Here is a 21,114-nt window from a genome sequence, read left to right on the forward strand (position 1 = left end):
AAACGATGCATAAGCATGAGATAGTTGTTCGTTTTTGTGAGACAGATATGCTTGGACATGTAAATAACAAAAATTATTTTGTGTATTTAGAGGATTCTCGTATTCAATTTTTCTATGATGCTCGCATTCTAGGAGAAGAATGGAACTATGTTTTAGCCTCAACAAAATGTGATTTTGTTAGTCAAGCTTTTTTTCGTCAAACCTTATCCATCGAGAGCCAAATCGGTCGTATTGGTAACTCTAGCTTTCAATTAGATCAGATAGTCTTGGATAAACAAACCGGGAATGTCATTGCAAGAGCGGAGTCTACGATTGTGTCGTTTAACTTTGAGACACAGAAGAGTGAACCATTGTCAGAGGAAGTAAGAAGCAATTTGGAACGGTATGTGATGATGGCGTAGGGAGGAATGAAAATGGAGGACACAATACCTGTTAGAAAAGGAGAAGAATTGGACAAAGCTGTGCTGAGTGAATATTTAGCTAACCAAATTCCTGAATTAAGGAATCATCAGCTTCGTATTCGGCAATTTGGTGCAGGTCATTCCAATTTAACTTACGAACTAGAGGCTGGAGAATGGGAAGCGGTTCTTCGCAGGCCGCCGCTTGGTCCAGTTGCACCAAAGGCTCATGATATGAAACGAGAATATACTATTTTGAAAGCGCTTCACAGTAAATTTGACCCTGCTCCAAAGCCTATTTTACTAGGAGAGGATTCCATACTTGGAGCTCCCTTCTTTTTAATGGAGCGCAAGCATGGAGTCGTATTAGATACAGAATGGCCGGAGGGAACGAGGGATACTCAAAGGCTGGGTCAAGCTATTTCTGAGGAGATGGTAGATAGGTTAGTACAGCTCCATGCATTGTCCTATGAGGGGACTGAGCTTGAAGCAATGGGAAAGCCGGAGGGGTTTATGGAAAGGCAGGTGCATGGTTGGATTAAACGATTTAATCGTGCTCTTACAGATGATGTTCGTTCAGGTCAACGTTTACAGCAATGGCTGTCAGAGCATATTCCTACCCAAGCAGAAAGCACGATTATTCATTACGATTATAAGTTGAATAACGCAATGTTTGATAGGAACGATTATGGAAAGATGATTGGATTATTTGATTGGGAAATGACAACAGTTGGAGATCCAATGGCTGATTTAGCAGTAGCCATGAGTTATTGGATGGAGCCATCTGACCCATCAGAAATTAAAACGGGCTTAGGTAAGGCACCTTTGACGGTAGAATCAGGGTTCTATTCAAGAGAGGAATTTCTCCAGCGATACGCTGCGAAGAGCGGAAGGGACGTGGAGCAAATACATGTCTACCTCACCTTTGCCTATTTCAAGCTCGCTGGAATCGTCCAGCAAATTTACTATCGTTATAAAAACGGTCAAACAAATGATGAGCGTTTTCGCGGTATGAACCATTTTGTTAACCATCTGCTCGATTATGCGGAAGAAACGGCAGGCTTATAACGTGCGTAAAGTACATGTAGTCATGAAAAAAGAAGATATAAAAGCCGGGAAATGGTCAAAGCAATCTGTGGCAGTGGTCTTTGATGTATTATTAGCAACTTCTTCTATTGTTTCTGCCTTGGCAAATGGTGCAAAGGAAGTAATCCCTGTACTGCACAAGGAAGAAGCGCGTGATAAGGCGAGAATTTACCCTGTAGAGGATACTATCATATCTGGAAAGTACAATGGGATAACGATTGAAGGGTTTCATCCACCAAATCCACTGTGGCTCAGAAATAATATTCGAAACAAACGGCTTATTTTGTCGACTACTAATGGGACAGTGGCGATTCGAAATGCAGCTAATGCTTCCCCACTATACTTGTGCTCTTTATTGAACATTGATGCGGTGGCGGAATCTATCTTAAAGGAGCAGAACGAAGAGATTGTATTAATCTGCTCAGGCTCTGGGGGCTCCTTCAGTATGGAGGATTTCTTTGGCGCAGGTGCTCTGGTGGAAGCGTTGTCAGAGAAAGAGGAGCTAATGCTGTCTGATGCAGCCCTAACCGCGCGGCACCTATATCGGGTTCATCGACTGAACCCATACAGACTGTTGACGGAAACGAGAGTAGGTAACATGCTGATGGAGTTTGGTTTAGAGCAGGATATTCAATATGTGGCTACATTAAATAAGTACACTATTGCACCTGTTTATGAGAAGACACGAGGGACGATTAAGGAGGTAACAAATCATGAGTACAGTAGCGAAGTGGAGTAAAGGTGCACAATTTCTCGTACAAGACACCTCTTCAGAGCTCGTTTTTACTCCTGAGGATCGAACCGATGAGCAGCGCATGATAGAACAAACTACGCTGCAATTTATAGAAAAAGAAGTTATTCCTCAAAAGGAGCGGATTGAAAACCAGGATTTTCCCCTTGTAGCTAAGCTAATGAGAAAGGCTGGAGAATTAGGACTGCTCGCCCATAGCATACCTGAACGATTCGGAGGGCTTGGTCTTGATAAAGTCAGTAAAGGAATTGTGGGAGGGTCCCTTGGAGGGGCAAGTGGTTATTCAGTTGCCCACAGCAATCACACCTGTATTGCAACACTGCCTATAACGTATTTCGGTACAGAGGAACAGAAAGAGAGATACCTGCCCAAATTGGCGTCTGGTGAGTATATTGGTGCCTATTGCTTAACTGAACCAGAGGCTGGATCAGACGCACTATCTGCCAAGACCAGCGCTGTATTAAATGAAGAAGGAACTCACTATGTTCTAAATGGAACCAAAATCTACATTACGAATGCGAGCTTTGCTCATACGTTTATTGTCTATGCCAAAGTAGACGGCAAACATTTCTCTGCCTTTATTGTGGAAAAGAATTTCCCTGGACTTACCATTGGTCCAGAAGAGCAGAAAATGGGAATTAAAGGGTCTTCTACCTGCTCTGTCATATTGGAAGACTGCCATGTCCCTGTTGAAAATCTGCTGGGAGAAGTAGGAAAGGGTCATCTCATTGCCTTGAATGTGTTAAATCTCGGGCGGTATAACCTTGGTTTTGCGACAACCGGAGCAGCCAAGTCGGTTTTGAAGGAAACGCTAGAGCAAATAACAGAACGAAAGCAGTTCGGGAAATCTATTGCAGAGTTTCCGGCAACAAAAGAGAAAATTGCGCGATTAGGAAGTCGTCTATATGCAACAGAAGCGGTTATGTATCGAACAGGTGGGCTAGTCGAAGGAGCTCTAGAGGGGTTATATGAGTCAGACGAATACCAAACCATTGCCAAGGCGATGAACGAGCATTCTCTAGAATCTGCTATATGTAAGGTAATGGGTTCGGAAACGCTGGACGAGATGGTGGATGAAGGAGTACAGCTGCAAGGTGGGGCAGGTTTTATAAAGGAATATCCAATAGAGCAGGCTTATCGGGATGCTCGCATCAATCGTATCTTTGAGGGGACAAATGAAATCAACCGACTGCTAATACCTGGAGTATTTTTTAAAAAGGCGGCAAAAGGAGAGTTTGATGCCAAGTCTGTAATGGAAAAAGCGCAAGTTGATTTACAACAACATAGTACAGCGCTAGAGGATTTATCCATTTCGGAACAAATGCAGAGCGCAGTAACGCTAATTCGTAACCTATTTTTAGTTTGCGCTGGAGCCGCCTATGAGAAATACGGGGAAGCAATGAAAGAGGAGCAGGAATTGTTAATGAGGCTAGCAAACTTAGCGATCTCCCTTTATGGAGTTGAATCAGCTGTTCTGCGTACATTGAAGGCAGGGGAAAAGAGCGATTGTAAACAAGAACTTACCATGTTCTTCATAAGAGAGGAGCTGTGGCAAGTCGAACGAAATGCTAAAGAACTTGCCATGCCCTTACTAAAAGGGGACATACAAAAGTATTTTATCCACACAATCTCCACTCGAATAAATGAATATTTATCCGCAGATAGTTTACCTACTGGAAGGTCTATTGCGGATACGTTCATTCGAGAGAAAAAATATGTATGTTAGGGAGGAAATATTATGTTAACAGGAAATGAACACTTATCCATTGAAGTAGAAGGGTCCATTTTATCTTGTACACTCAATAGACCAGACCGGTTAAATGCGTTTAGTGAGGACATGATTAATGGCTTGAAGCATGCCATTATTGAAGCAGAGCACGATGAAGTGATTAAGGTTATTACCATTTCAGGTGCAGGCCGTTCCTTTTCAGCAGGAGGCGACGTCAAAGAGATGAACCAGGCCCAAACGAGTCAAGTGTATGAACATATTGGGAAACTCAATGAATTAATAACTACGATAAGAAGCTGCTCTAAGCCTGTTGTAGCTATCGTTCATGGCTTTGCAGCTGGGGCTGGGTGGAATCTTGCTTTAGCGTGTGATCAAATCATTGCAGCAGCAGAAAGTCAGTTTGTATTAAGCTTCGCTCAAGTAGGGTTAATATCTGATGGAGGAGGTACTTATTTTCTGACGAAGAAATTAGGTCCCTATAAAACAAAGGAGCTTTTATTCAACGCTGAACCAATATCAGCTTCCTATGCCAAAGAGTTAGGTCTGGTAAATCAGCTTTACCCTCAAGAGCAATTAGAGGAGATGGGAAGACAATATGTTCAAAAACTAGCAATGGCACCAGGCCATGCAATTGGTATGATGAAGAAATTAGTCCATCAAGCAGAAATCTCTAGCTTAGAATCTATATTAGAGCAGGAAAGAACCGCTCAAACGTATATGATTCAAACAGAAGATCATGAAGAAGGAGTACAAGCATTTAGTGAAAAAAGAAAGCCTCAATTCACAGGAAAATAAGGAGGGGTAAAATGAAAGCGGTTCAATTTGAGCAATACGGAAGTCCAGAGGTGTTAGAGGTCACAGATGTATCAGCTCCAACAGTTTCAGAGGGGCAAGTACTTCTAAAGGTGGAAGCAATTGGAGTCAATTATGCAGATACAGCCAGAAGAGAAGGTGCTTATGTCGTGCCTACTCCATTACCGTTTATCCCAGGAGCAGAGGTTGCCGGCATCGTGGAGGAAACAGGGGAAGGAGTAACCCATGTTCAAAAAGGAGATCGCGTCGTAACTTTAATCGAAAAGGGCGGGTATGCTGAGTACGTCAGTGCCCCTGCGGAATCGCTTATTCCTATACCAGAAGGAGTTACACCTGAGACAGCAGTAGCATTACCTCTCCAAGGGCTAACCGCTTATCACATTATTAAAACGATGGGACGCTTGGAAGAAGGGGAGTCCATTCTCATTCACGCGGGAGCAGGTGGTGTTGGCTCAATCGCTATTCAATTGGCTAACTATTTTAAGGCTGGAACGATTATTGCCACAGCAAGCAGTGAGGAGAAGCTTGCTCTTGTTAAGGAGCTTGGAGCTGATGTGGCGATTGATTATACGAAAGAGAATTGGCGAGAAGAAGTCATAGAAGCTACAGGCGGGAAAGGCGTGGACGTGGCATTAGAAATGGCAGGAGGAGATATTTTTCACGAAACCGTTAAGTGCATGAGGTCATTCGGAAGAGTTGTCGTATATGGAGTAGCAAGTGGAAACCCAGCTCAGATGTACCTATCAGGATTGATGAACCGTAATTTATCCGTTGTAGGATTTTTCCTACCTCAAATCATGAAGAAGCCGAAGCTGTTTCAATCAAGTCTGCAGGAGCTGTTAACATTACTGCAAAAGGATGAGCTCCGTTTAATTATTGGGGGAGTGTATCCATTAGCAGAAGCGGCTAATGTACATGCACTGATGCAGGGAAGAAAGACAAAAGGAAAGCTTGTGCTTGTTCCGTAAATATGGAGGGAAAGAAAGGAGATGGAATGCATGCTAACCAAACATTATGATTACTATCCAAACCGTGTCTCAAAGTCACTTACTGTACCGAAGACTCCGCTTTATCATAACTTGGAAGTATCTGCAGCTCGTTTCGCCGATCATACTGCCATTAATTATTATGGAAACGGTATTTCCTATGCTCAACTGAAAGATGAAACAGATGCTTTTGCAGGCTATCTGCAAGGGAAGCTTGGTGTCCAAAAAGGAGATCCTGTATTAATCTTTATGCAGAATTCCCCGCAATACGTCATTAGCTTTTATGGAATCAACCGAGCAGATGCATTTGTAGTTCCTATTAACCCTATGCTTACATCCGAGGAGCTATCCTTCTTTATACAGGATAGTAACATAAAGTTTGCTATTGTAGGACAAGAATTGTATGACAGAGTGGAGCCATTAGTAGCTTCTACGACTCTTGAGCACATAATTGTTTGTGCATATAGTGACTATGTTCCTTCAAGTGAATTTGAATCATTACCAAATGAAGTAACTGCACCACGACAAGTGTACGACAATGAGCAAACATACTACTGGATGGAAGCTTTAGCATCTGGATTTGAACCAAAACAGATACAAGAAGCTGGACCTGATGATCTTTGTGTGATGCCTTACACTTCAGGCACCACTGGGAGACCTAAAGGCTGTATGCATACCAATGCAACTGTTCAGGCTAACACGGTGTCAGCCTATAATTGGGTAAATATCACAATGGATTCCGTTCATCTCACCACACTGCCGTTATTTCATGTAACAGGAATGCTCCATAGCCTGCATACACCTATTTATGGCGGATGTACCATGATTATGATGACTCGTTGGGATAGAGAGCTTGCCGCAAAGCTAATGGAGCAGTACAAAATCTCTCATTGGGTAACCATCAGCACCATGCTCATTGATTTCTTATCCAATCCTAATCTATCAAACTATAGGATTAGTTCACTGCAAGTACTGGCTGGAGGTGGAGCACCATTGCCAGAAGCAGTTGGGAAACAATTATATGAGAAAACAGGACTGCAATTTGTCGAAGGGTACGGTTTGTCTGAAACGATTTCCCATACACACTTTAATCCGCCTGATCGACCGAAACTGCAATGTCTAGGCATACCAGCCTTTGATGTCGATGCAAGAATAATGGATCCTGCAACTCAATCGGTTCTAAACCAGGGAGAGACAGGGGAAATAATTGTACATGGACCGCAAGTGTTTACAGGCTATTATCATCAGGAGGATAACGAAGACGCCTTTGTGGAAATAGACGGGAAGACCTTCTTTCGTACAGGAGACATGGGACGCGTAGATGAGGAAGGATATTTCTTTATCGTCGATAGACTGAAGCGAATGATTAATGCTTCTGGTTATAAAGTGTGGCCGACAGAAGTTGAATCCTTGCTCTATAATCATCCAGCTATCCAGCAGGCTTGCGTTGTAGGAGTTCCTGATCCTAGAAGAGGGGAAACAGTGAAGGCATTTGTAATTCTGAATGACGATGCAAAAGGAACAATAAATGAAGAGGAAATTGTGGAATGGTCAAAAGAACACATGGCTGCCTATAAGTATCCACGATTTATCGAATTCCGTGACTCCTTACCAACCACAAGCAGCGGTAAGATATTATGGAGAAAGCTACAGGAAGAAGAAAAGAGTAACGTATAACGGTAGGAGGATAAGAAACCGTCCAGATTGTGTATCTGGGCGGTTTTTTTAAAAGGCTCTGTTAAAGTTTGTTGTTGATATTTTAGGGAGTTGGTGGACTTTTTGTTCTAAAAAAGTAGAATGAACTGGAAGAATTTATGTATTTGAAAGAGCCATTCTTAAAAAAGAATGGCATTTTTAATATACAAAAAATATTGAATAATACGTTCTAATTATGTAGAATAAATTCAGGAGGGATAATATGGAACTATTTTCTGCAGGTACCAAGGTCTCTAGAGATAAATATAGTGTTGAGGTCAAATGTTCTCTTTTGTGGGAATCAGCTTTAGGTATAGCAGCTATAACAAATGAATCTTTGATTGATACGTTAGAAATCTCTAAAAAGAATAGAAAATTAATCGAACAAACATTATCACCTAGGATGATGGAGCATCTTGAATATGTAAAAAAACATAACACTTGGAAGACACTTCTCCAAATTCTTCACCAAAAAGACTTTGAACATCTGACTTCTTTTATAGACTATGTAAATAGCTTATCCTCAAAACGTCTAAAGTCCATTGCAATTCCTTATTTAGGTGAGGAGTACCATGATTTGATAAATGAACTATTGGAGGGTTCTGAAAAAAGTCTATGTGAGTTGCAAAAAATAACAAAAAATCATCCGTTTCTTCCAAGTTACCTTAAATATATAAGGGACGTTTCCTCTGAGGAATTAAAAAGTCACTTAATTGAAGTTATGGCTGGATGGTTTGAAACAGTCATTGAACCTGAAAAAGATAAACTAAGCGCAATACTTTTAAGGGACAAGGCTTCAAAAGAAAATAAGATCAACAAATTAGACCCGGAAGAATTTATTGAATGGGCTACTGATGGTGTTAAATATTCTCCCGAACCAAGTGTGCATAAGGTTATTCTCATACCACATTATTTTTACAGACCATGGAACGTTGAAGCAGATCTGGATGGTGTTAAAGTATTTTATTATGCGGTAGCAAATGAAAGTATCTCGAATGAGAAATTTGTGCCGAATAAACAATTGGTACAAAGATATAAAGCATTAGGAGATGAAACACGTTTAAAAATACTGAAGATGATAAAAGAGGATCATTTATCTCTGCAAGAGTTAACGTCTGAACTGAAGTTAGGCAAAACAACCGTTCATCATCATTTAAAGATCTTAAAGTCAGCAAGATTAATATCTCAGGTTTCAAACAACCAATATGCCATTAATCAAAGCGCCATAGATTTCTTACCTACCGATTTAAGTCTGTATTTGGATAGTGAATAAAAAGGGGAGAAGCTTATCAATTATTCAGCAGTACAAGTGGAATCGGAAGAAAAAGTTCCTGAGTTCAAAAAGAATTTTCAAGTATTTAGATTTATTGGTGGTAACTTAGTTTCCTTTTTCGGCGATCAAATATATTTAATTGCACTCCCGTTGATTGTATTGGCAATCAACGGATCACCGCTAAGTATGGGAATAGTAGCAGCTCTCGAGAGACTACCTATTCTGATCCAGCCCTTTACTGGAGTATTGGCTGACAATTTTAATCGGAAAAGAATTCTGTTGATGTGTGATTTGGGGCGATTTCTAACTGTGGGTCTCTTAGGTTTTTTATACATAATAAATCACTTAACCATTTGGGAAATATATGTCGGAGCATTAATCGTTGGTTTGTTAACCCAGATATATAATACTTGTCAATTTGCTTCAATCCCAAAGCTGGTTCAAAAGAAAGATCTACAGTTAGTTAATTCAATTAATACAGGCATTTTTCAAACGGCAGTATTTATTGCACCTGGGTTAGGAGGAATCATAATTAGTATTTTTAATCCAGGGATAGGTTTAATTATTAACAGCTTTTCCTTTTTGATAGGTTTTGTAGTTGTATTAAGTTTTAGTATTGATAGTAATAAACAAAAAGATAAAATGACCAGTACAAAAGTATTTAAAGATATTAAGGAAGGGTTCAAGTTTGTTATTACTGTGAAACCAATTTTATACACCAATTTAGCTATGCTCTTTTCAATCTTTGGAACCACTCTTTTCTTAACAATGCTAGTAATACACTTGAAATCCACCGTAAGTTTAGGTGCTGTGCAAATAGGTTATCTCCTTTCGATTGGCGGTGTTGCGGCTATTGGTGGCGCTTTAACTACTAGTTGGTTAAAAAAACACTTTTCTTACAGAAGCATTCTTTTTACTGCAGGAGTTATAGGAGGAGCATCAATAATAGCTTTTGCAATGTATAACTCTTTCCTATGGTTGGCACTAATGAATGCAATAGGTACAGTTTCTGCGGCAATTATGAGCCCCTGCATTGTAACTATACGTCAAAATCTTAGCCCAGATTATCTATTGGGGCGTGTCCAAGCTACAAGTCGTTTTATGACATGGGTACTAATGCCAGTATCAGCGTTAGTTGCAGGGATTATAGCAGAGCATTTCAGTACTACTTTAACATTACTAGTAGGTGGAGTAATTGCTACTATTGCTTCTTTTATTTATTTACATCCATCTTTAAAAACTGCTTGATTAAGTGCGTTACAAATAAGAGTACTTTGATTCCAATATTGACCTCCCCGTTAATATAAAACCATGTGAGCTCTTATTTTTATATAAAATAGTGCTTCTCAAAATGAGAAGCACTTTAATTTTAGGTAAGAAAAATGGAAAATTTATGTTACCTTTAAAATGCTTTGTTGGTTCAATTCGAAACAGGGTTGGAGAATGGATTGCTAACCTGAGATTATCTTGAAAATTTGTCTTCTGTTAAAGGGGGCTAACCTGATATTAAGTAGAAGACCGCTTTAATTATCTCGAAATTAAATCTTCCTGTAACGGGGCGATTTTTCAATAAGAGCAAACGCTTTTTTGATAACAGACAGGTTAGGAAGACTTGTATTCAGATAGTTTTGTTATATGAAAAATTTGCATTTTACTTTTAGTGAAATTTTCATAGAAGTTTATCAAATCATTTAATTACAAGATATGGATAATATGGTACGGTTGATCTACACAAAATAGCTGAAAATTATGCGAATTAAAAAAGGGGGTCCAATAATGGGTGTCCCTTTTTAATTGCATTACGCCAGTGCGTTTTAAAGAATGGTACAATCCAAAACAATGATAAAGATACTAGAAAAAGACCTCCAACAATAACCATAAAAGCCGATGTCAGTTATTTAGATTGATTACACTATTCACTTCATGTTTATTATCCGACAAGATATTGCAATTTTAAGGATATTCTTTTTTCAATGCTGAGTTGTTGATCCATTCTTACTCTTTGTTGATAACATATGGACTCCAACGGCAATAAGCAGTAAAAAGCTTAAATTTATTAAGCGGTAAATCAAAGCAACTCCATCAAATATATCTAGTACACCAGGATGGTAAGGTTATATATTTATCTTGAATTCGAGTCTACAAGTATAGGGGGCAATTGCTTAATAGGAATACTCATCTTTTTCGCTAGCGAGCAGAATTGTTGATACTTTCATATCCGTACAAGAATACAATTAAAAGTCAAAATTTGAAATGGAGGTATGTGAGTTGAAAGTTGAAGTTCTTATATTTGCAATAAGCATACTGTTAATGCCCTATTTTTTGTTCGAACTTATTAGTGAGATTAGCGAACAAGCAGGAGTCATATCACTAATCTCACCAATTGTTATGTTGGTATTGTTAATTTTCTCCGCAAGCCTTATTGTCAGTCACTGGAAAGAGAAAAAAGAGACGGTAAATTAAACTAAAAGAAAATAAATATTATTAAAATATTGGGTGTGTTAGTTGAAGAACAACTCCATATTATCTCGGATTGGAGTGTTCATGAAACGGGGGCTTTAGTTGAATAAGCCCAATTAAGTAGCATCCAAAGAATTGATTGTTTTTCAAAAAATCAACACTAAACTTTGACAGAGGTAAACAAACATTTGAAGATTTTATTATCGAGGAAGAACAATATATAAAAGGGAGGGATAATTACCGGTGGACTTAATTTTTGGTTTACTAATAATAATTGCTGGAGGAGCAGTAATCAGCTTTGGCACTATAGCTTTAATTCCGGACTATAAAAAAAACAGAATTAGTGTTGGACTGACCATCGTGCTAATTTCACCTATTGTACTATTATTGTCTTTTTGGGGACTTGGGGGTGGAATAGGTGCAGGGGCGATTGGTGCTGTTATTGGACTCTCTATACTATTAGCTGGACTAATTACTTTAATTGTAGGAATGTTCACCAGTGATAAGTATAAGCTCGGAGCATTAGAAAAAGAGAAAGAAAAGCAAAAAATCTTATAACAAAAAATCTTATAAAGTGACCAATAATACCTCTTCTAAAGGTAAGTAAATTAAGCTAGCTTAGTTAGGGGAGTTAGTTGTGGTTTTACTATAGGGATTACTCCTTTGTAAAACACTTAGTTACTCAGTAGTTGCTAAGCAAAGGGAATTAGAGATAGGTCATTGGGAGTTTTGTGGGTTTATCTCGAAGCTGAGTCTTTCTGAAAAGGGGGGCTTTCTTGGAATACGATTGCCCTGTTATTACTTACTGAGTCAATATTGTGTTGGTGTTAGAAAGCAGCATGAGTAACGAAGAAAATTAATATTCTTTACATTTTGCTACGGGGGATACTTATGAAAATTCATTATTATTTAGGTTGGTTCAGAAACTTTTTCCCTGAGAGTCTGAGAAAGGTTTTAAAGGAGGATATCATTGATAGAAAATCAATTGTTATGATTAGCTCCAATCCATTATTTTATGAAGAAGACGGTGCTACTGAACGGTCATGGCTTGATCAGGCAGGCATTATGTTTGATGAATATCATTTAATTAATCATCGCGTCCAGAAGGAAGATGCCCAAAGATTAATTCAAAATGCTTCAGTTATTTTCTTGCTAGGTGGAGATATTCTTAAACAAAATGGTTTTTTGATGGAATATGAATTATCAGATTGGATTAAGAAAAGTAGCGCAGTTGTGATGGGGGCAAGTGCTGGTGCAATCAATATGTCCGCTAAATGGTTATGCTCAAAAAACTTAGGAGATGAAGTTGAAGTAAGCTCTGTTTACGAAGGAATCGGCCTTGACGAGTTTTCTGTCTTATCTCATTTTGATCTAGAAAATAACATGGAGCTTGTTCAAAGAGAACTGTCTCCCTTGTCAGAAGAAATAAATATTTATGCCTCGAACAAAGATTGCGCTGTACGTATAAAGGGGGACAAAATTGACATTATTGGTGATGTACACTTAATTACTAAATCAAAAATTCAGAAATTGGATGAGACGATATAATTATTATGAGTGGCTAAAAACGCAAATGCATTACATATCCTATCGCAACTGAGTAGTAGGTTGAATATACAAGATTATCTTGAATTCAAAATCTCAAGAAACGGGGGCTTTATTTCAATAAGTAGATCAGTTATTACTTATTAAAGTAAAAGAGCACAATAGTGAAGTAACTAAATGATGATATGATGTGTTATTTCAAATATAATATGTTAATATTTAACTGTCTGAAAATTTAAACGCTCAATTAGAGGATAATTTAGTGTAGGAGGTAGGTATTATGAAAATGAAAAAATATACCGGCGTTAAAAACATTAAGGGGAAAACGTCAAATTAAATAAAGCGTTTCCCCAAATTTGAGAGGGGAAAATTATTTGAAGCAAATATTGTTAATCATTGATGCCCAGCAGGAGTTAATTGAAGGGAATCAAAAAGAAAGTGCTGTTTACAAAAAGGAACAACTTATTACAAATATCAATGCAGTAATTAAAAAAGCAAATAATTCAAATGTACCTATTGTCTTTGTAAGGGACTTGGAGGTTGCAGAAGGAATTGGTAAAGGTTTTCAAGTTCATGAAAAAATTAATGTACCTACAAATGCATATTTCTTTGAAAAAACTGCAACGAATTCGTTCCATGGTACAGGGCTTCTAAGTCACTTAAAATCTCAAGAGATTGAACATATTGTTGTAATGGGATGCGCAACCCAACATTGCATAGATAGTGCAGTCCGAACTGCAACTATTAATGGAATAGATGTCACCTTAGTTGGAGATGGACATTCAACAACAAAAGGCCATGTTTTAAGTGCCGAACAAATTATAAATCATCATAACGAAACTCTTCATGGACATTACAATGTTGAAAACTTTTCAATTGTAAGAAATACAGAAGAGGATTTATTTTATCCAACACATAATTCATATAGGTAATACTTGAATAGTAGAACAATATCCCAATTTCTTAGTTTATATATGAAATTGGGATATTAGCTTTGTTATAAATTATATAAGGGGGGAATATCATTTAAAATAATGTAGATAGTCTATGGGGTAAATAAAGAACAGAGCCGAAGTGTAGAGGAATTGTTTTCTAATTTATATGGAAGTAGAAAGTTCACTATTCTTGATATAGATGGAAATGAATTGGGGTTTGTACGAGATAATATTCCAGATTATAATCTTTTTGTATTCAATTAACTCTATGTTTAGTTAGTCATCTGGTCAAAATATCTCGACTTCGAATCTTCAAGTGAAGACTAGCTATAAAATGTTAAGTAACTAAATAGATGTTTCTTGTGTACTCACCGAAATATAATATGGCATGCCAAATAAACCTCACTCGTGAATTATTAAAACGGCAAAATTCGTTAATTTTTCATTGGTTTAAGGGCGAGGGACATAGGGCGTTTGATCTGTTAAAATGGCAAAAATAATGTGTGTCAATTTACGTGCTACGGCCCCTACCGCAGTACCGTGAGCCTTCCCGCGATCGCGTAACTTTTGATAATAAAGGGATAGGGCGGGATCCTTAAAACTAGCGACGAATGCTGCTTGCCATATCGCACGTCTAAGATAAGGGGGGCGATTGTTTAACAACGTCACCTGTAAACTGTATGTCTGAAAATATTTTATGGAAATGTTTGAAAAAATTAGTTATTTAAAGTATGATACATTACAAGAAATCTGAGGTGAACAAAATGATAGTCAATACACTTACTTACTGTTCACAACTACATCATCATATGTACTAGTCTTGCTATTCGATTTAAACATCGTACATAGGAAGACTATTTATCATGAACCGCATTTGATTAAGTTTTTCACTTAAATCAAGTGCGGTTTTTTTATATTCAAAATCACAGGAGGTATAACCATGAAGAAAATGGACTATCAAAATGTAAAAGGAACACAGGATTATATAGGGAGGGAAGAAGTAGTAAAAAGAAATATTAAAAGGACATTAGAAGATGTGTTTATTCAATATGGTTGTAAACCATTAGAAACACCGATCTTAAATTATACGGAACTACTCGCTTCTAAATATGGCGGAGGTTCAGAGATATTAGAAGAAATGTACACATTATCAGATAGAGGGGAAAGAGATTTAGCATTACGTTATGACCTCACCATTCCTTTCGCAAAGGTTGTGGCGATGAATCCTACTTTACGAATGCCCTTCAAGAGATATGAGATAGGGAAAGTGTTTAGGGATGGACCAATTAAAGAAGGTAGGTACCGCGAATTTACTCAATGTGATGTTGACATAGTTGGTGTAGAATCAGAGGTAGCTGAAGCTGAATTAATGAGCATGGCCTTGGAAGCGTTTAATAGGCTAAAAGTAGATGTGATGATTCAGTATAATAATAGAAAACTGCTAGTCGGAATGCTAAAGGAATTTGGATTGGCTGAAGAGATCACTAATAATGTAATATTAGTTTTAGACAAGCTAGAAAAAATAGGGGTTAATGCAGTAATTTCTGAACTTGTAGAAAATAATATATCCAGTTCTATCATTGACCAAATCAGAACATTTTTGACTGATGAAAGGAATACCACTTTCAGCTATTTTGAATCTATTGCAAAACGAAGTGAGATGGTCAATCAAGGGTTGAACGAATTAAGAAATCTTGAATCTTATTTAGATATGCTTGGTGTTAAAACTCAGTGTATATTCAATCCATTCTTAGCAAGAGGCCTGGAGATTTATACTGGTACAATATATGAGATTTTCTTAGCTGATAAATCAATAAATTCGAGCATTGGTAGTGGAGGTAGGTACAATAATGCAGTAGGTGGACTTATGGAAACAAATGAGGAATTCCCAACAGCAGGTATATCCTTTGGTTTAGATGTTATTTATGCTGCATTAAGTAAAACTGATAACATACAAGTGAACTCGGATATAGATTATTACATAATTCCACTAGGAAAAACTAAGGAATCGTTACTTGTGGCAGATAGCTTTAGAAAACAAGGCTTTAAGATTGAGTTAGAACTAGGTAATAAGAAATTAGGTAAAGCACTTGATAAAGCAAATAAAGAAAATATTCCAAATGTAATTGTCATCGGTGAGGAAGAAGTGAAAAATAATGAATTGAAGTTAAAAAATATGGATTCTGGAATAGAAAGTATTGAGCCTTTTAGTTTTGTATGATTAAGGGGGCCTTCCCCTATCCCTCCGCGAAATATGGATAAATGTAACATCAACAATGGTCTATACCAAAAGACCCTTTATTCTCCTAATTCTAGTAACTTAGCTTTGAAAGCGAATGATTAAAGAAAAGATTGAGTTATTCTTCCGGTTTTGAAATAATTGGAATTAGACGATGAGGATATTACAGCTAGAGTTTAGAGTAATTATATATAACTATTAACATGATGGAGGAATGTTTATGAAACAGGTATTGTTATTTATTACAGATGGTTTTGCTGATTGGGAAGCAAGTTATGTTACAGCAGAATTAAATCAGCAAGAAACAGGCTATTACGTTAAAACCGTAGCGATTAATAAGCAATCTAAGAAGTCTATGGGAGGGTTAACGGTGGTACCAGATTATAGCTTAGCGGATATTTCCTTTCCATTGGAATGTTCTTTGCTTATATTACCTGGTGGGACTGGATGGAGAGAGGAGAAAAACCATCAGGTAAAAGAGCTTGTAGAGTATTGCTTTGATAATGGCATACCTGTTGCAGCTATTTGTGATGCAACGACTTTCTTAGGTATGTACGGATTTCTTGATCACCATCATCATACAGGTAACTCTTTGTCTCATTTACAAGCGGGAGCACCTAATTATCGAGGTACGGATAATTACATAGAGAAGCAATCTGTTTCAGATAGAGGGCTTATCACTGCTAATGGCAGCGGGGCGGTGGAATTTTCGAGAGACATACTAGAAACAATGCAGGTGTTAGAAGGGAACAAACTAACAGAATGGTATGATTTGTTCAAGAACGGGTATCTAAGTAGGTAGCCTTATTATAAAGGTAGTATGAAAGAGGGATCACGATAGCAAATAGTGATAATCCTTACGGAGAAATACAATGTATTTCATAGGAAGGTTGGGTCGTATGATATTGATTAGCTCATGTCTGGCTGGCCAACAGGTTAGATATAACGAAACCCATTGCTTGAATCCTAGACTCAAGCAACTCATAGAACAAAATATGGCTCTTCCCGTTTGTCCAGAATTGCTAGGAGGTTTTTCTATACCCAGGGAGCCTGCAGAAATTGTAGGTGGAGATGGTGGTGATGTGCTGGATGGCACAGCTGTAGTAAAAGAAAAATCAGGACAAATCGTAACGGATATGTACATACAAGGAGCCTACAAAACGCTGGAGATGGCAAAACAGCTACAAGTTACGACTGTTGTGTTAAAAGAATACAGCCCTTCTTGCGGCAGTTCAACCATTTATAATGGAGCATTTTCAAATATGAAAACCAATGGAGAGGGTGTAACCACAACTCTATTAAGGAGAAACGGCATAGACGTAATGTCGGAATATAGCTTCATGAAGGAATTAGACAGAGTGGAAGACATATAGTTAGTGATCTGGTGACTTGCACGATACATACGAATGGAAGCTTGTTATCAAATTAATTCCTATCTATCTCTCAATATGATATTCTAAAAATTAAGAGAATATTATATTGAAAGGGTCGCATTCTATGAGAATATTAACCAATTTCTTTGCATTTCTTCTTTTAATAGCAGGCGTGGTGTTGTTCGTTATGGTATTGGTGCCTAGCTGGTCATCTGTTCCTACAAATCAACAGCTTGTTAAAAAAGATGTGCCCCTTCCAGACGAATTACATCCAAAGGTAGAAGAAGCTATGGATAAGCTCGTTAAAAGAGCTGAAGATAAAGGGATAGACGTGGCCATTACAGATGGCCATCGATCCAAGGAAGAGCAGAAGGAGCTATACGAAAAAGGACGTTCCAAGGATGGACAGATTGTAACCAATGCCAAAGCTGGGGAATCCTATCATAATTATGGGATGGCTATAGATTTTGCATTGCGTTTAGATAATGGAAACGTGGTATGGGATAGAGAGCGTGACGATAATGGCAACGGTGAAGCAGATTGGATGGAAGTAGTATCTATTGCGAAGGATCTAGGATTTGAGTGGGGAGGAGATTGGAGCTCCTTTAAAGATTACCCGCACCTTCAAATGGATTTTGGCTTAACTATTCGAGAGCTTCAATATGGAAAGAGACCACAGAATATAACGTATGCGGAAGAAACGAACGAGGATAATGCCTCCTAGTGACGCGCTCCTTATCCAGAAGGTGGCGCGTTCTTTTTTTGAAAAGAGGAGTGGTTTGGTTTTGATTTATGGGTTGGATATTTTTAAAGGAACTGCGCCTTACTATGCAAAGTTTCGTCCTACATACCCATCCACGCTTATAAGATGGATGGTCGATACATTGAAGTTGGATGGTAGCCAGCGGCTGCTTGACATTGGGTGTGGAACAGGACAATTTACCCTCCGTTTCTCAGATTGGTGTCAGGACATAGTTGGGGTAGATATGGAAAAAGGGATGATTCAGGAGGCTAGAAAGTGTCAAAAGATGCTGGGAGTATCCAATACCACGTGGGTCCATGGTGATATACATGACTATTTGAATCAAACCCCTACCCTTTGATCTCATTATAATCGCCAAGGCCTTTCATTGGTTGAATCGAGACAGCTTGCTCACCTCTCTTTATCCCTATTTAACAGACGGTGGTGCTATTTGTATTATAGACCCTGACCGTTCTGAACAAGGCAATAGAGAGTGGCGAGATTCCCTCCATTATATTGTGCAAAAATGGTACGGAGAAAAAAGAAGAGCAGGAGAAGCTTATTACGAACATCCAAAAGAAGCCTACGAAGACATTATTAGACGATCCCCCTTCCATTTGGAGCAGGTGCGTATCCCGTCCTTTGAATGGAAATGGTCTATTTCTTCCTTAATCGGTTATATTTATTCTACTTCTTTTGGAGCAAAGCGTTATGTTGGGGAGGATGCACCTTATTTCGAACAAGAGGTGCGCGAATCGCTGCACCCTTTTGAAGAAGCAGGAGCGCTAACAGAATCAATAGATTTAGTTGTCAACGTGGCTTGGAAAGACAAAAAAAGGGGTGGATGAAATGAATGACAAAGCAAAGCAATATTGGCATTATTTTTGGGATACACAAAGGAAGGACGCGCCTGAAGAAGTTACAGCATGGCAATTTGGTACTGAGCCTGACTACTTAGCAGAGCTTGTTGTCAAAGGGTTTAAAACAGCTACATGTTCAGCATTTGTCTTCTATGAAGTAGAAGAGGAGCCTCTTCCCACTATAGGTCAATACAATATCATTTTAAATAGTAAAGAGGAGCCTGTTGCAATCATTCAAACAACTAGTGTGGATATTACGCCTATGAATGAAGTTCCAGAAGAGTTTGCATGGGAAGAAGGGGAAGGAGACAGATCCTATCAACATTGGAAAAAGGTGCATGAAGCGTTTTTTAAGGAAGAGTTAGAAACAATAGGATACCGTTATCAGGAAGATATGCTAGTAGTTTGTGAACGGTTTAAGCTGGTGGATGTAAATCCATGATGTAACGAAGGAGTTGGTTGAGATAAAAGCGCACCGTTACTTCTTGCAGTTGGCGATAGAAGAAGGAAAGAAGGCTTTATATCAAGGAACATACCCTGTCGGAGCTGTAATTGTGAACAATAAGCACGAAATAATTTCTCTTGGTCGTAATAAAGTATTTGAACAAAAGGATGCTACTGCGCATGCGGAAATCGATGCGCTCCGAGCTGCCGGCTCCTCTATTTTAGAGGCAAAGGAATCCAGAGAGTCCCTTACACTATATATCTCCCTAGAGCCTTGTGTGATGTGTACAGGTGCTATTCTTTTTGCTAACATACGGAATGTTATATGGGCCTTAAATGATGGCGCTGGACTAGGTGGATTTCATAAGTTGAAGGAGCATCAAGTGTTCAAAGAGCGATTCCAAAATATTCACATGGAAGCAGAACCGATACTATCGCTTAAGCAGCAGCAGGAAAAGCTGCTGCTAGAATGGGCGTATCATCCTAATAATGTAAAGAATGCGCGTAGACGAAACGGGGGGAAGATAGATACATAGTGGTTAGGAATTGTTTATATCTAGTAAGGAGTGAAAATAATCCTTCAGCTCTTCCTTCCCATACGGAGGAGCCGTTACATCCATCCCCATCCCTTCATAGAAGAAGGAAGCTAACGCATACCAAGTAGGGTTAATGACTTTAAGGACTGGAAAGATAGGCTTTATGACAACATGTGGTATGTACACTATCTTTGGCTGTTTATGCAGCACTTTAAATGCCAGCGATGCTATCTCTCTATGCATAAAAACGGTCGGTCCTCCTACTTCCAATTCGGATACAGTATTTGCGTTCATTGCATCCGCACAATAGTCTGCTAAGTCTTCTCCATGAATGGGATTAAGCTTGTACGATCCACTACCCAAGAGGTACACTCTCCCTGATTGTGCCATCTTTAAAATGTCACTCATATCGGAAAAGTACCCAGTCGGCTTTATTATGATAGGGGTTGGGATAGTAGAATGGTGTAGCTGTTTGGTGAATGCTTGTTTATAGAATACAATAGGGTTGTTCATAATCTCTCCCTTACATACATGAATGTACATAAACTTTGCTACATTATGACGCTCAGCTTCTCGTAAAAGCTGTAGGTTTCCCGCATAATCTACATCATAGAAAGTTTGCTCCCCAGCCTGTCTTGTTAACCCTATAGCAGAGCAAACATAATCTACTCCATTACAAGCACCTGTTAATGAATTGGGCTTTGTGACATCTCCCACGTGGATATCATCTACTATGGACGATACTGCTGGTGAAAAAAAAGGGCCATTCTGTGCTAATGTACCCCTGTCGCGTACTAATACGCGTACCCAAAATCCTTGCTCCTTGAAGGATTTCACTAAATATCGGCCTAAATACCCTGTGGCTCCAGCTATTAGAATTCTTTTCATAACCTGACCTCCTCACAATGATAGCCTGGTAACATTGATAATCTTTCCTGTATTGTATTAAATGTACCATCTTATTAGCCTTAAGTCTGTAGCAGTATTTAATAGGGGAATAATACCATTTTTTATTCTGTTAGCAGGTATTAATATATTTATGGGGAAATTGTAAGTTGATGTATTTAATAAAGGGGGAATTTCATCTTCCGATGGTAAGTCATGGCTTACTTACTATACTTAAAGAGAAGTAGTAGTATATATTTAAAAGCTTATAAGACGCCAAAAAAATGCATTTTTAGATGGGGGTTCTGGTACTCCAAGGACAAAATACTAATATATGAATTCTAAAGTATCTAATTATAGTGCT

The 21,114-nt window shown here is 38.4% G+C and carries 22 protein-coding genes and 1 pseudogene; 21 read left to right on the plus strand and 2 right to left on the minus strand.

The features are described 5' to 3' along the window. The first annotated feature begins 5 nt into the window (after positions 1 to 5). The 13 genes from ACFFGV_RS05190 (at position 6) to ACFFGV_RS05250 (ending at position 13,668) form a co-directional block, all read left to right on the plus strand. The gene (locus tag ACFFGV_RS05190) at positions 6 to 401 is read left to right on the plus strand and encodes an acyl-CoA thioesterase (protein WP_377345517.1); all 396 of its coding nucleotides are present in this window, start codon (positions 6 to 8) and stop codon (positions 399 to 401) included. Positions 402 to 413: 12 nt separating this feature from the next. Then, on the plus strand, positions 414 to 1,466 hold the full coding sequence (locus ACFFGV_RS05195) for a phosphotransferase family protein (protein ID WP_377345518.1): 1,053 nt from the start codon (positions 414 to 416) through the stop codon (positions 1,464 to 1,466). Position 1,467: 1 nt separating this feature from the next. Beyond that, positions 1,468 to 2,223, plus strand: coding sequence for a 2-phosphosulfolactate phosphatase (locus tag ACFFGV_RS05200; protein WP_377345520.1), 756 nt, complete (start codon positions 1,468 to 1,470; stop codon positions 2,221 to 2,223). Then, positions 2,198 to 3,961: an acyl-CoA dehydrogenase FadE gene (locus ACFFGV_RS05205; RefSeq protein ID WP_377345521.1), complete on the plus strand. Its 1,764-nt coding sequence runs from the start codon at positions 2,198 to 2,200 to the stop codon at positions 3,959 to 3,961. Before ACFFGV_RS05200 ends, ACFFGV_RS05205 begins: the two co-directional genes overlap by 26 nt. A gap of 12 nt (positions 3,962 to 3,973) precedes the next feature. Then, positions 3,974 to 4,759, plus strand: coding sequence for an enoyl-CoA hydratase/isomerase family protein (locus ACFFGV_RS05210; protein ID WP_377345522.1), 786 nt, complete (start codon positions 3,974 to 3,976; stop codon positions 4,757 to 4,759). Between the two features lie 11 nt (positions 4,760 to 4,770). Next, positions 4,771 to 5,745, plus strand: a complete 975-nt coding sequence (locus ACFFGV_RS05215; protein ID WP_377345524.1) for a quinone oxidoreductase family protein — start codon at positions 4,771 to 4,773, stop codon at positions 5,743 to 5,745. Between the two features lie 30 nt (positions 5,746 to 5,775). After that, positions 5,776 to 7,440 (plus strand): long-chain fatty acid--CoA ligase, encoded by a 1,665-nt coding sequence (locus ACFFGV_RS05220; protein ID WP_377345525.1) that lies wholly within the window; start codon positions 5,776 to 5,778, stop codon positions 7,438 to 7,440. 241 nt (positions 7,441 to 7,681) lie between these two features. After that, entirely contained in the window at positions 7,682 to 8,731 is a 1,050-nt protein-coding gene (locus ACFFGV_RS05225) for an ArsR/SmtB family transcription factor (RefSeq protein ID WP_377345527.1), read from the plus strand. Positions 8,732 to 8,767: 36 nt separating this feature from the next. Beyond that, positions 8,768 to 9,979, plus strand: coding sequence for an MFS transporter (locus tag ACFFGV_RS05230; RefSeq protein WP_377345529.1), 1,212 nt, complete (start codon positions 8,768 to 8,770; stop codon positions 9,977 to 9,979). A gap of 1,020 nt (positions 9,980 to 10,999) precedes the next feature. Then, positions 11,000 to 11,194, plus strand: a complete 195-nt coding sequence (locus ACFFGV_RS05235; RefSeq protein WP_377345531.1) for a hypothetical protein — start codon at positions 11,000 to 11,002, stop codon at positions 11,192 to 11,194. Positions 11,195 to 11,434: 240 nt separating this feature from the next. Further along, a complete protein-coding gene (locus ACFFGV_RS05240; RefSeq protein ID WP_377345533.1) occupies positions 11,435 to 11,749 on the plus strand; it encodes a hypothetical protein in 315 nt (104 codons plus the stop codon). A 333-nt stretch (positions 11,750 to 12,082) separates the two neighbouring features. Then, entirely contained in the window at positions 12,083 to 12,739 is a 657-nt protein-coding gene (locus ACFFGV_RS05245) for a Type 1 glutamine amidotransferase-like domain-containing protein (RefSeq protein ID WP_377345534.1), read from the plus strand. Between the two features lie 371 nt (positions 12,740 to 13,110). Next, complete coding sequence (locus ACFFGV_RS05250; RefSeq protein WP_377345536.1) at positions 13,111 to 13,668, plus strand: cysteine hydrolase family protein; 558 nt, start codon at positions 13,111 to 13,113, stop codon at positions 13,666 to 13,668. A gap of 453 nt (positions 13,669 to 14,121) precedes the next feature. Here the strand turns inward: ACFFGV_RS05250 and ACFFGV_RS20855 are convergent. Beyond that, positions 14,122 to 14,316: pseudogene (locus tag ACFFGV_RS20855) on the minus strand (IS110 family transposase); the annotation flags it as partial. A 295-nt stretch (positions 14,317 to 14,611) separates the two neighbouring features. Here ACFFGV_RS20855 and ACFFGV_RS05255 point away from each other — a divergent pair. The 8 genes from ACFFGV_RS05255 to ACFFGV_RS05290 all read left to right on the plus strand — a co-directional run bounded on the left by ACFFGV_RS05255 (position 14,612) and on the right by ACFFGV_RS05290 (position 19,865). Continuing rightward, positions 14,612 to 15,892, plus strand: coding sequence for a histidine--tRNA ligase (locus ACFFGV_RS05255; RefSeq protein WP_377345538.1), 1,281 nt, complete (start codon positions 14,612 to 14,614; stop codon positions 15,890 to 15,892). 238 nt (positions 15,893 to 16,130) lie between these two features. After that, a complete protein-coding gene (locus tag ACFFGV_RS05260; protein ID WP_377345540.1) occupies positions 16,131 to 16,712 on the plus strand; it encodes a type 1 glutamine amidotransferase family protein in 582 nt (193 codons plus the stop codon). Positions 16,713 to 16,809: 97 nt separating this feature from the next. Further along, positions 16,810 to 17,283, plus strand: coding sequence for a 2-thiouracil desulfurase family protein (locus ACFFGV_RS05265; protein ID WP_377345541.1), 474 nt, complete (start codon positions 16,810 to 16,812; stop codon positions 17,281 to 17,283). A gap of 124 nt (positions 17,284 to 17,407) precedes the next feature. Then, positions 17,408 to 18,007, plus strand: a complete 600-nt coding sequence (locus ACFFGV_RS05270; RefSeq protein ID WP_377345543.1) for a M15 family metallopeptidase — start codon at positions 17,408 to 17,410, stop codon at positions 18,005 to 18,007. Positions 18,008 to 18,068: 61 nt separating this feature from the next. After that, a complete protein-coding gene (locus tag ACFFGV_RS05275) occupies positions 18,069 to 18,386 on the plus strand; it encodes a class I SAM-dependent methyltransferase (protein ID WP_377345544.1) in 318 nt (105 codons plus the stop codon). A 31-nt stretch (positions 18,387 to 18,417) separates the two neighbouring features. Then, positions 18,418 to 18,873: a hypothetical protein gene (locus tag ACFFGV_RS05280; protein WP_377345546.1), complete on the plus strand. Its 456-nt coding sequence runs from the start codon at positions 18,418 to 18,420 to the stop codon at positions 18,871 to 18,873. Between the two features lies 1 nt (position 18,874). Beyond that, entirely contained in the window at positions 18,875 to 19,327 is a 453-nt protein-coding gene (locus ACFFGV_RS05285) for an ASCH domain-containing protein (RefSeq protein WP_377345548.1), read from the plus strand. A gap of 13 nt (positions 19,328 to 19,340) precedes the next feature. Then, a complete protein-coding gene (locus tag ACFFGV_RS05290; RefSeq protein ID WP_377345550.1) occupies positions 19,341 to 19,865 on the plus strand; it encodes a nucleoside deaminase in 525 nt (174 codons plus the stop codon). A 3-nt stretch (positions 19,866 to 19,868) separates the two neighbouring features. On the opposite strand, the gene ACFFGV_RS05295 is transcribed toward ACFFGV_RS05290, so the two are convergent. Beyond that, entirely contained in the window at positions 19,869 to 20,753 is an 885-nt protein-coding gene (locus ACFFGV_RS05295; protein ID WP_377345551.1) for an SDR family oxidoreductase, read from the minus strand. Positions 20,754 to 21,114: the final 361 nt, after the last annotated feature.

It is taken from the genome of Pontibacillus salicampi, from assembly GCF_042434395.1.
In the GTDB taxonomy this organism is placed as follows: domain Bacteria; phylum Bacillota; class Bacilli; order Bacillales; family BH030062; genus Pontibacillus; species Pontibacillus salicampi.

Bases quoted from the DNA above. Each gene is read 5' to 3' on its own strand.
- ACFFGV_RS05285 (WP_377345548.1), top strand. From the start codon at position 18,875: ATGAATGACAAAGCAAAGCAATATTGGCATTATTTTTGGGATACACAA.
- ACFFGV_RS05255 (WP_377345538.1), top strand. From the start codon at position 14,612: ATGAAGAAAATGGACTATCAAAATGTAAAAGGAACACAGGATTATATA.
- ACFFGV_RS05205 (WP_377345521.1), top strand. From the start codon at position 2,198: ATGAGTACAGTAGCGAAGTGGAGTAAAGGTGCACAATTTCTCGTACAA.
- ACFFGV_RS05245 (WP_377345534.1), top strand. From the start codon at position 12,083: ATGAAAATTCATTATTATTTAGGTTGGTTCAGAAACTTTTTCCCTGAG.
- ACFFGV_RS05295 (WP_377345551.1), bottom strand. From the start codon at position 20,753: ATGAAAAGAATTCTAATAGCTGGAGCCACAGGGTATTTAGGCCGATAT.
- ACFFGV_RS05210 (WP_377345522.1), top strand. From the start codon at position 3,974: ATGTTAACAGGAAATGAACACTTATCCATTGAAGTAGAAGGGTCCATT.
- ACFFGV_RS05260 (WP_377345540.1), top strand. From the start codon at position 16,131: ATGAAACAGGTATTGTTATTTATTACAGATGGTTTTGCTGATTGGGAA.
- ACFFGV_RS05225 (WP_377345527.1), top strand. From the start codon at position 7,682: ATGGAACTATTTTCTGCAGGTACCAAGGTCTCTAGAGATAAATATAGT.
- ACFFGV_RS05190 (WP_377345517.1), top strand. From the start codon at position 6: ATGCATAAGCATGAGATAGTTGTTCGTTTTTGTGAGACAGATATGCTT.
- ACFFGV_RS05270 (WP_377345543.1), top strand. From the start codon at position 17,408: ATGAGAATATTAACCAATTTCTTTGCATTTCTTCTTTTAATAGCAGGC.
- ACFFGV_RS05220 (WP_377345525.1), top strand. From the start codon at position 5,776: ATGCTAACCAAACATTATGATTACTATCCAAACCGTGTCTCAAAGTCA.
- ACFFGV_RS05265 (WP_377345541.1), top strand. From the start codon at position 16,810: ATGATATTGATTAGCTCATGTCTGGCTGGCCAACAGGTTAGATATAAC.
- ACFFGV_RS05195 (WP_377345518.1), top strand. From the start codon at position 414: ATGGAGGACACAATACCTGTTAGAAAAGGAGAAGAATTGGACAAAGCT.
- ACFFGV_RS05215 (WP_377345524.1), top strand. From the start codon at position 4,771: ATGAAAGCGGTTCAATTTGAGCAATACGGAAGTCCAGAGGTGTTAGAG.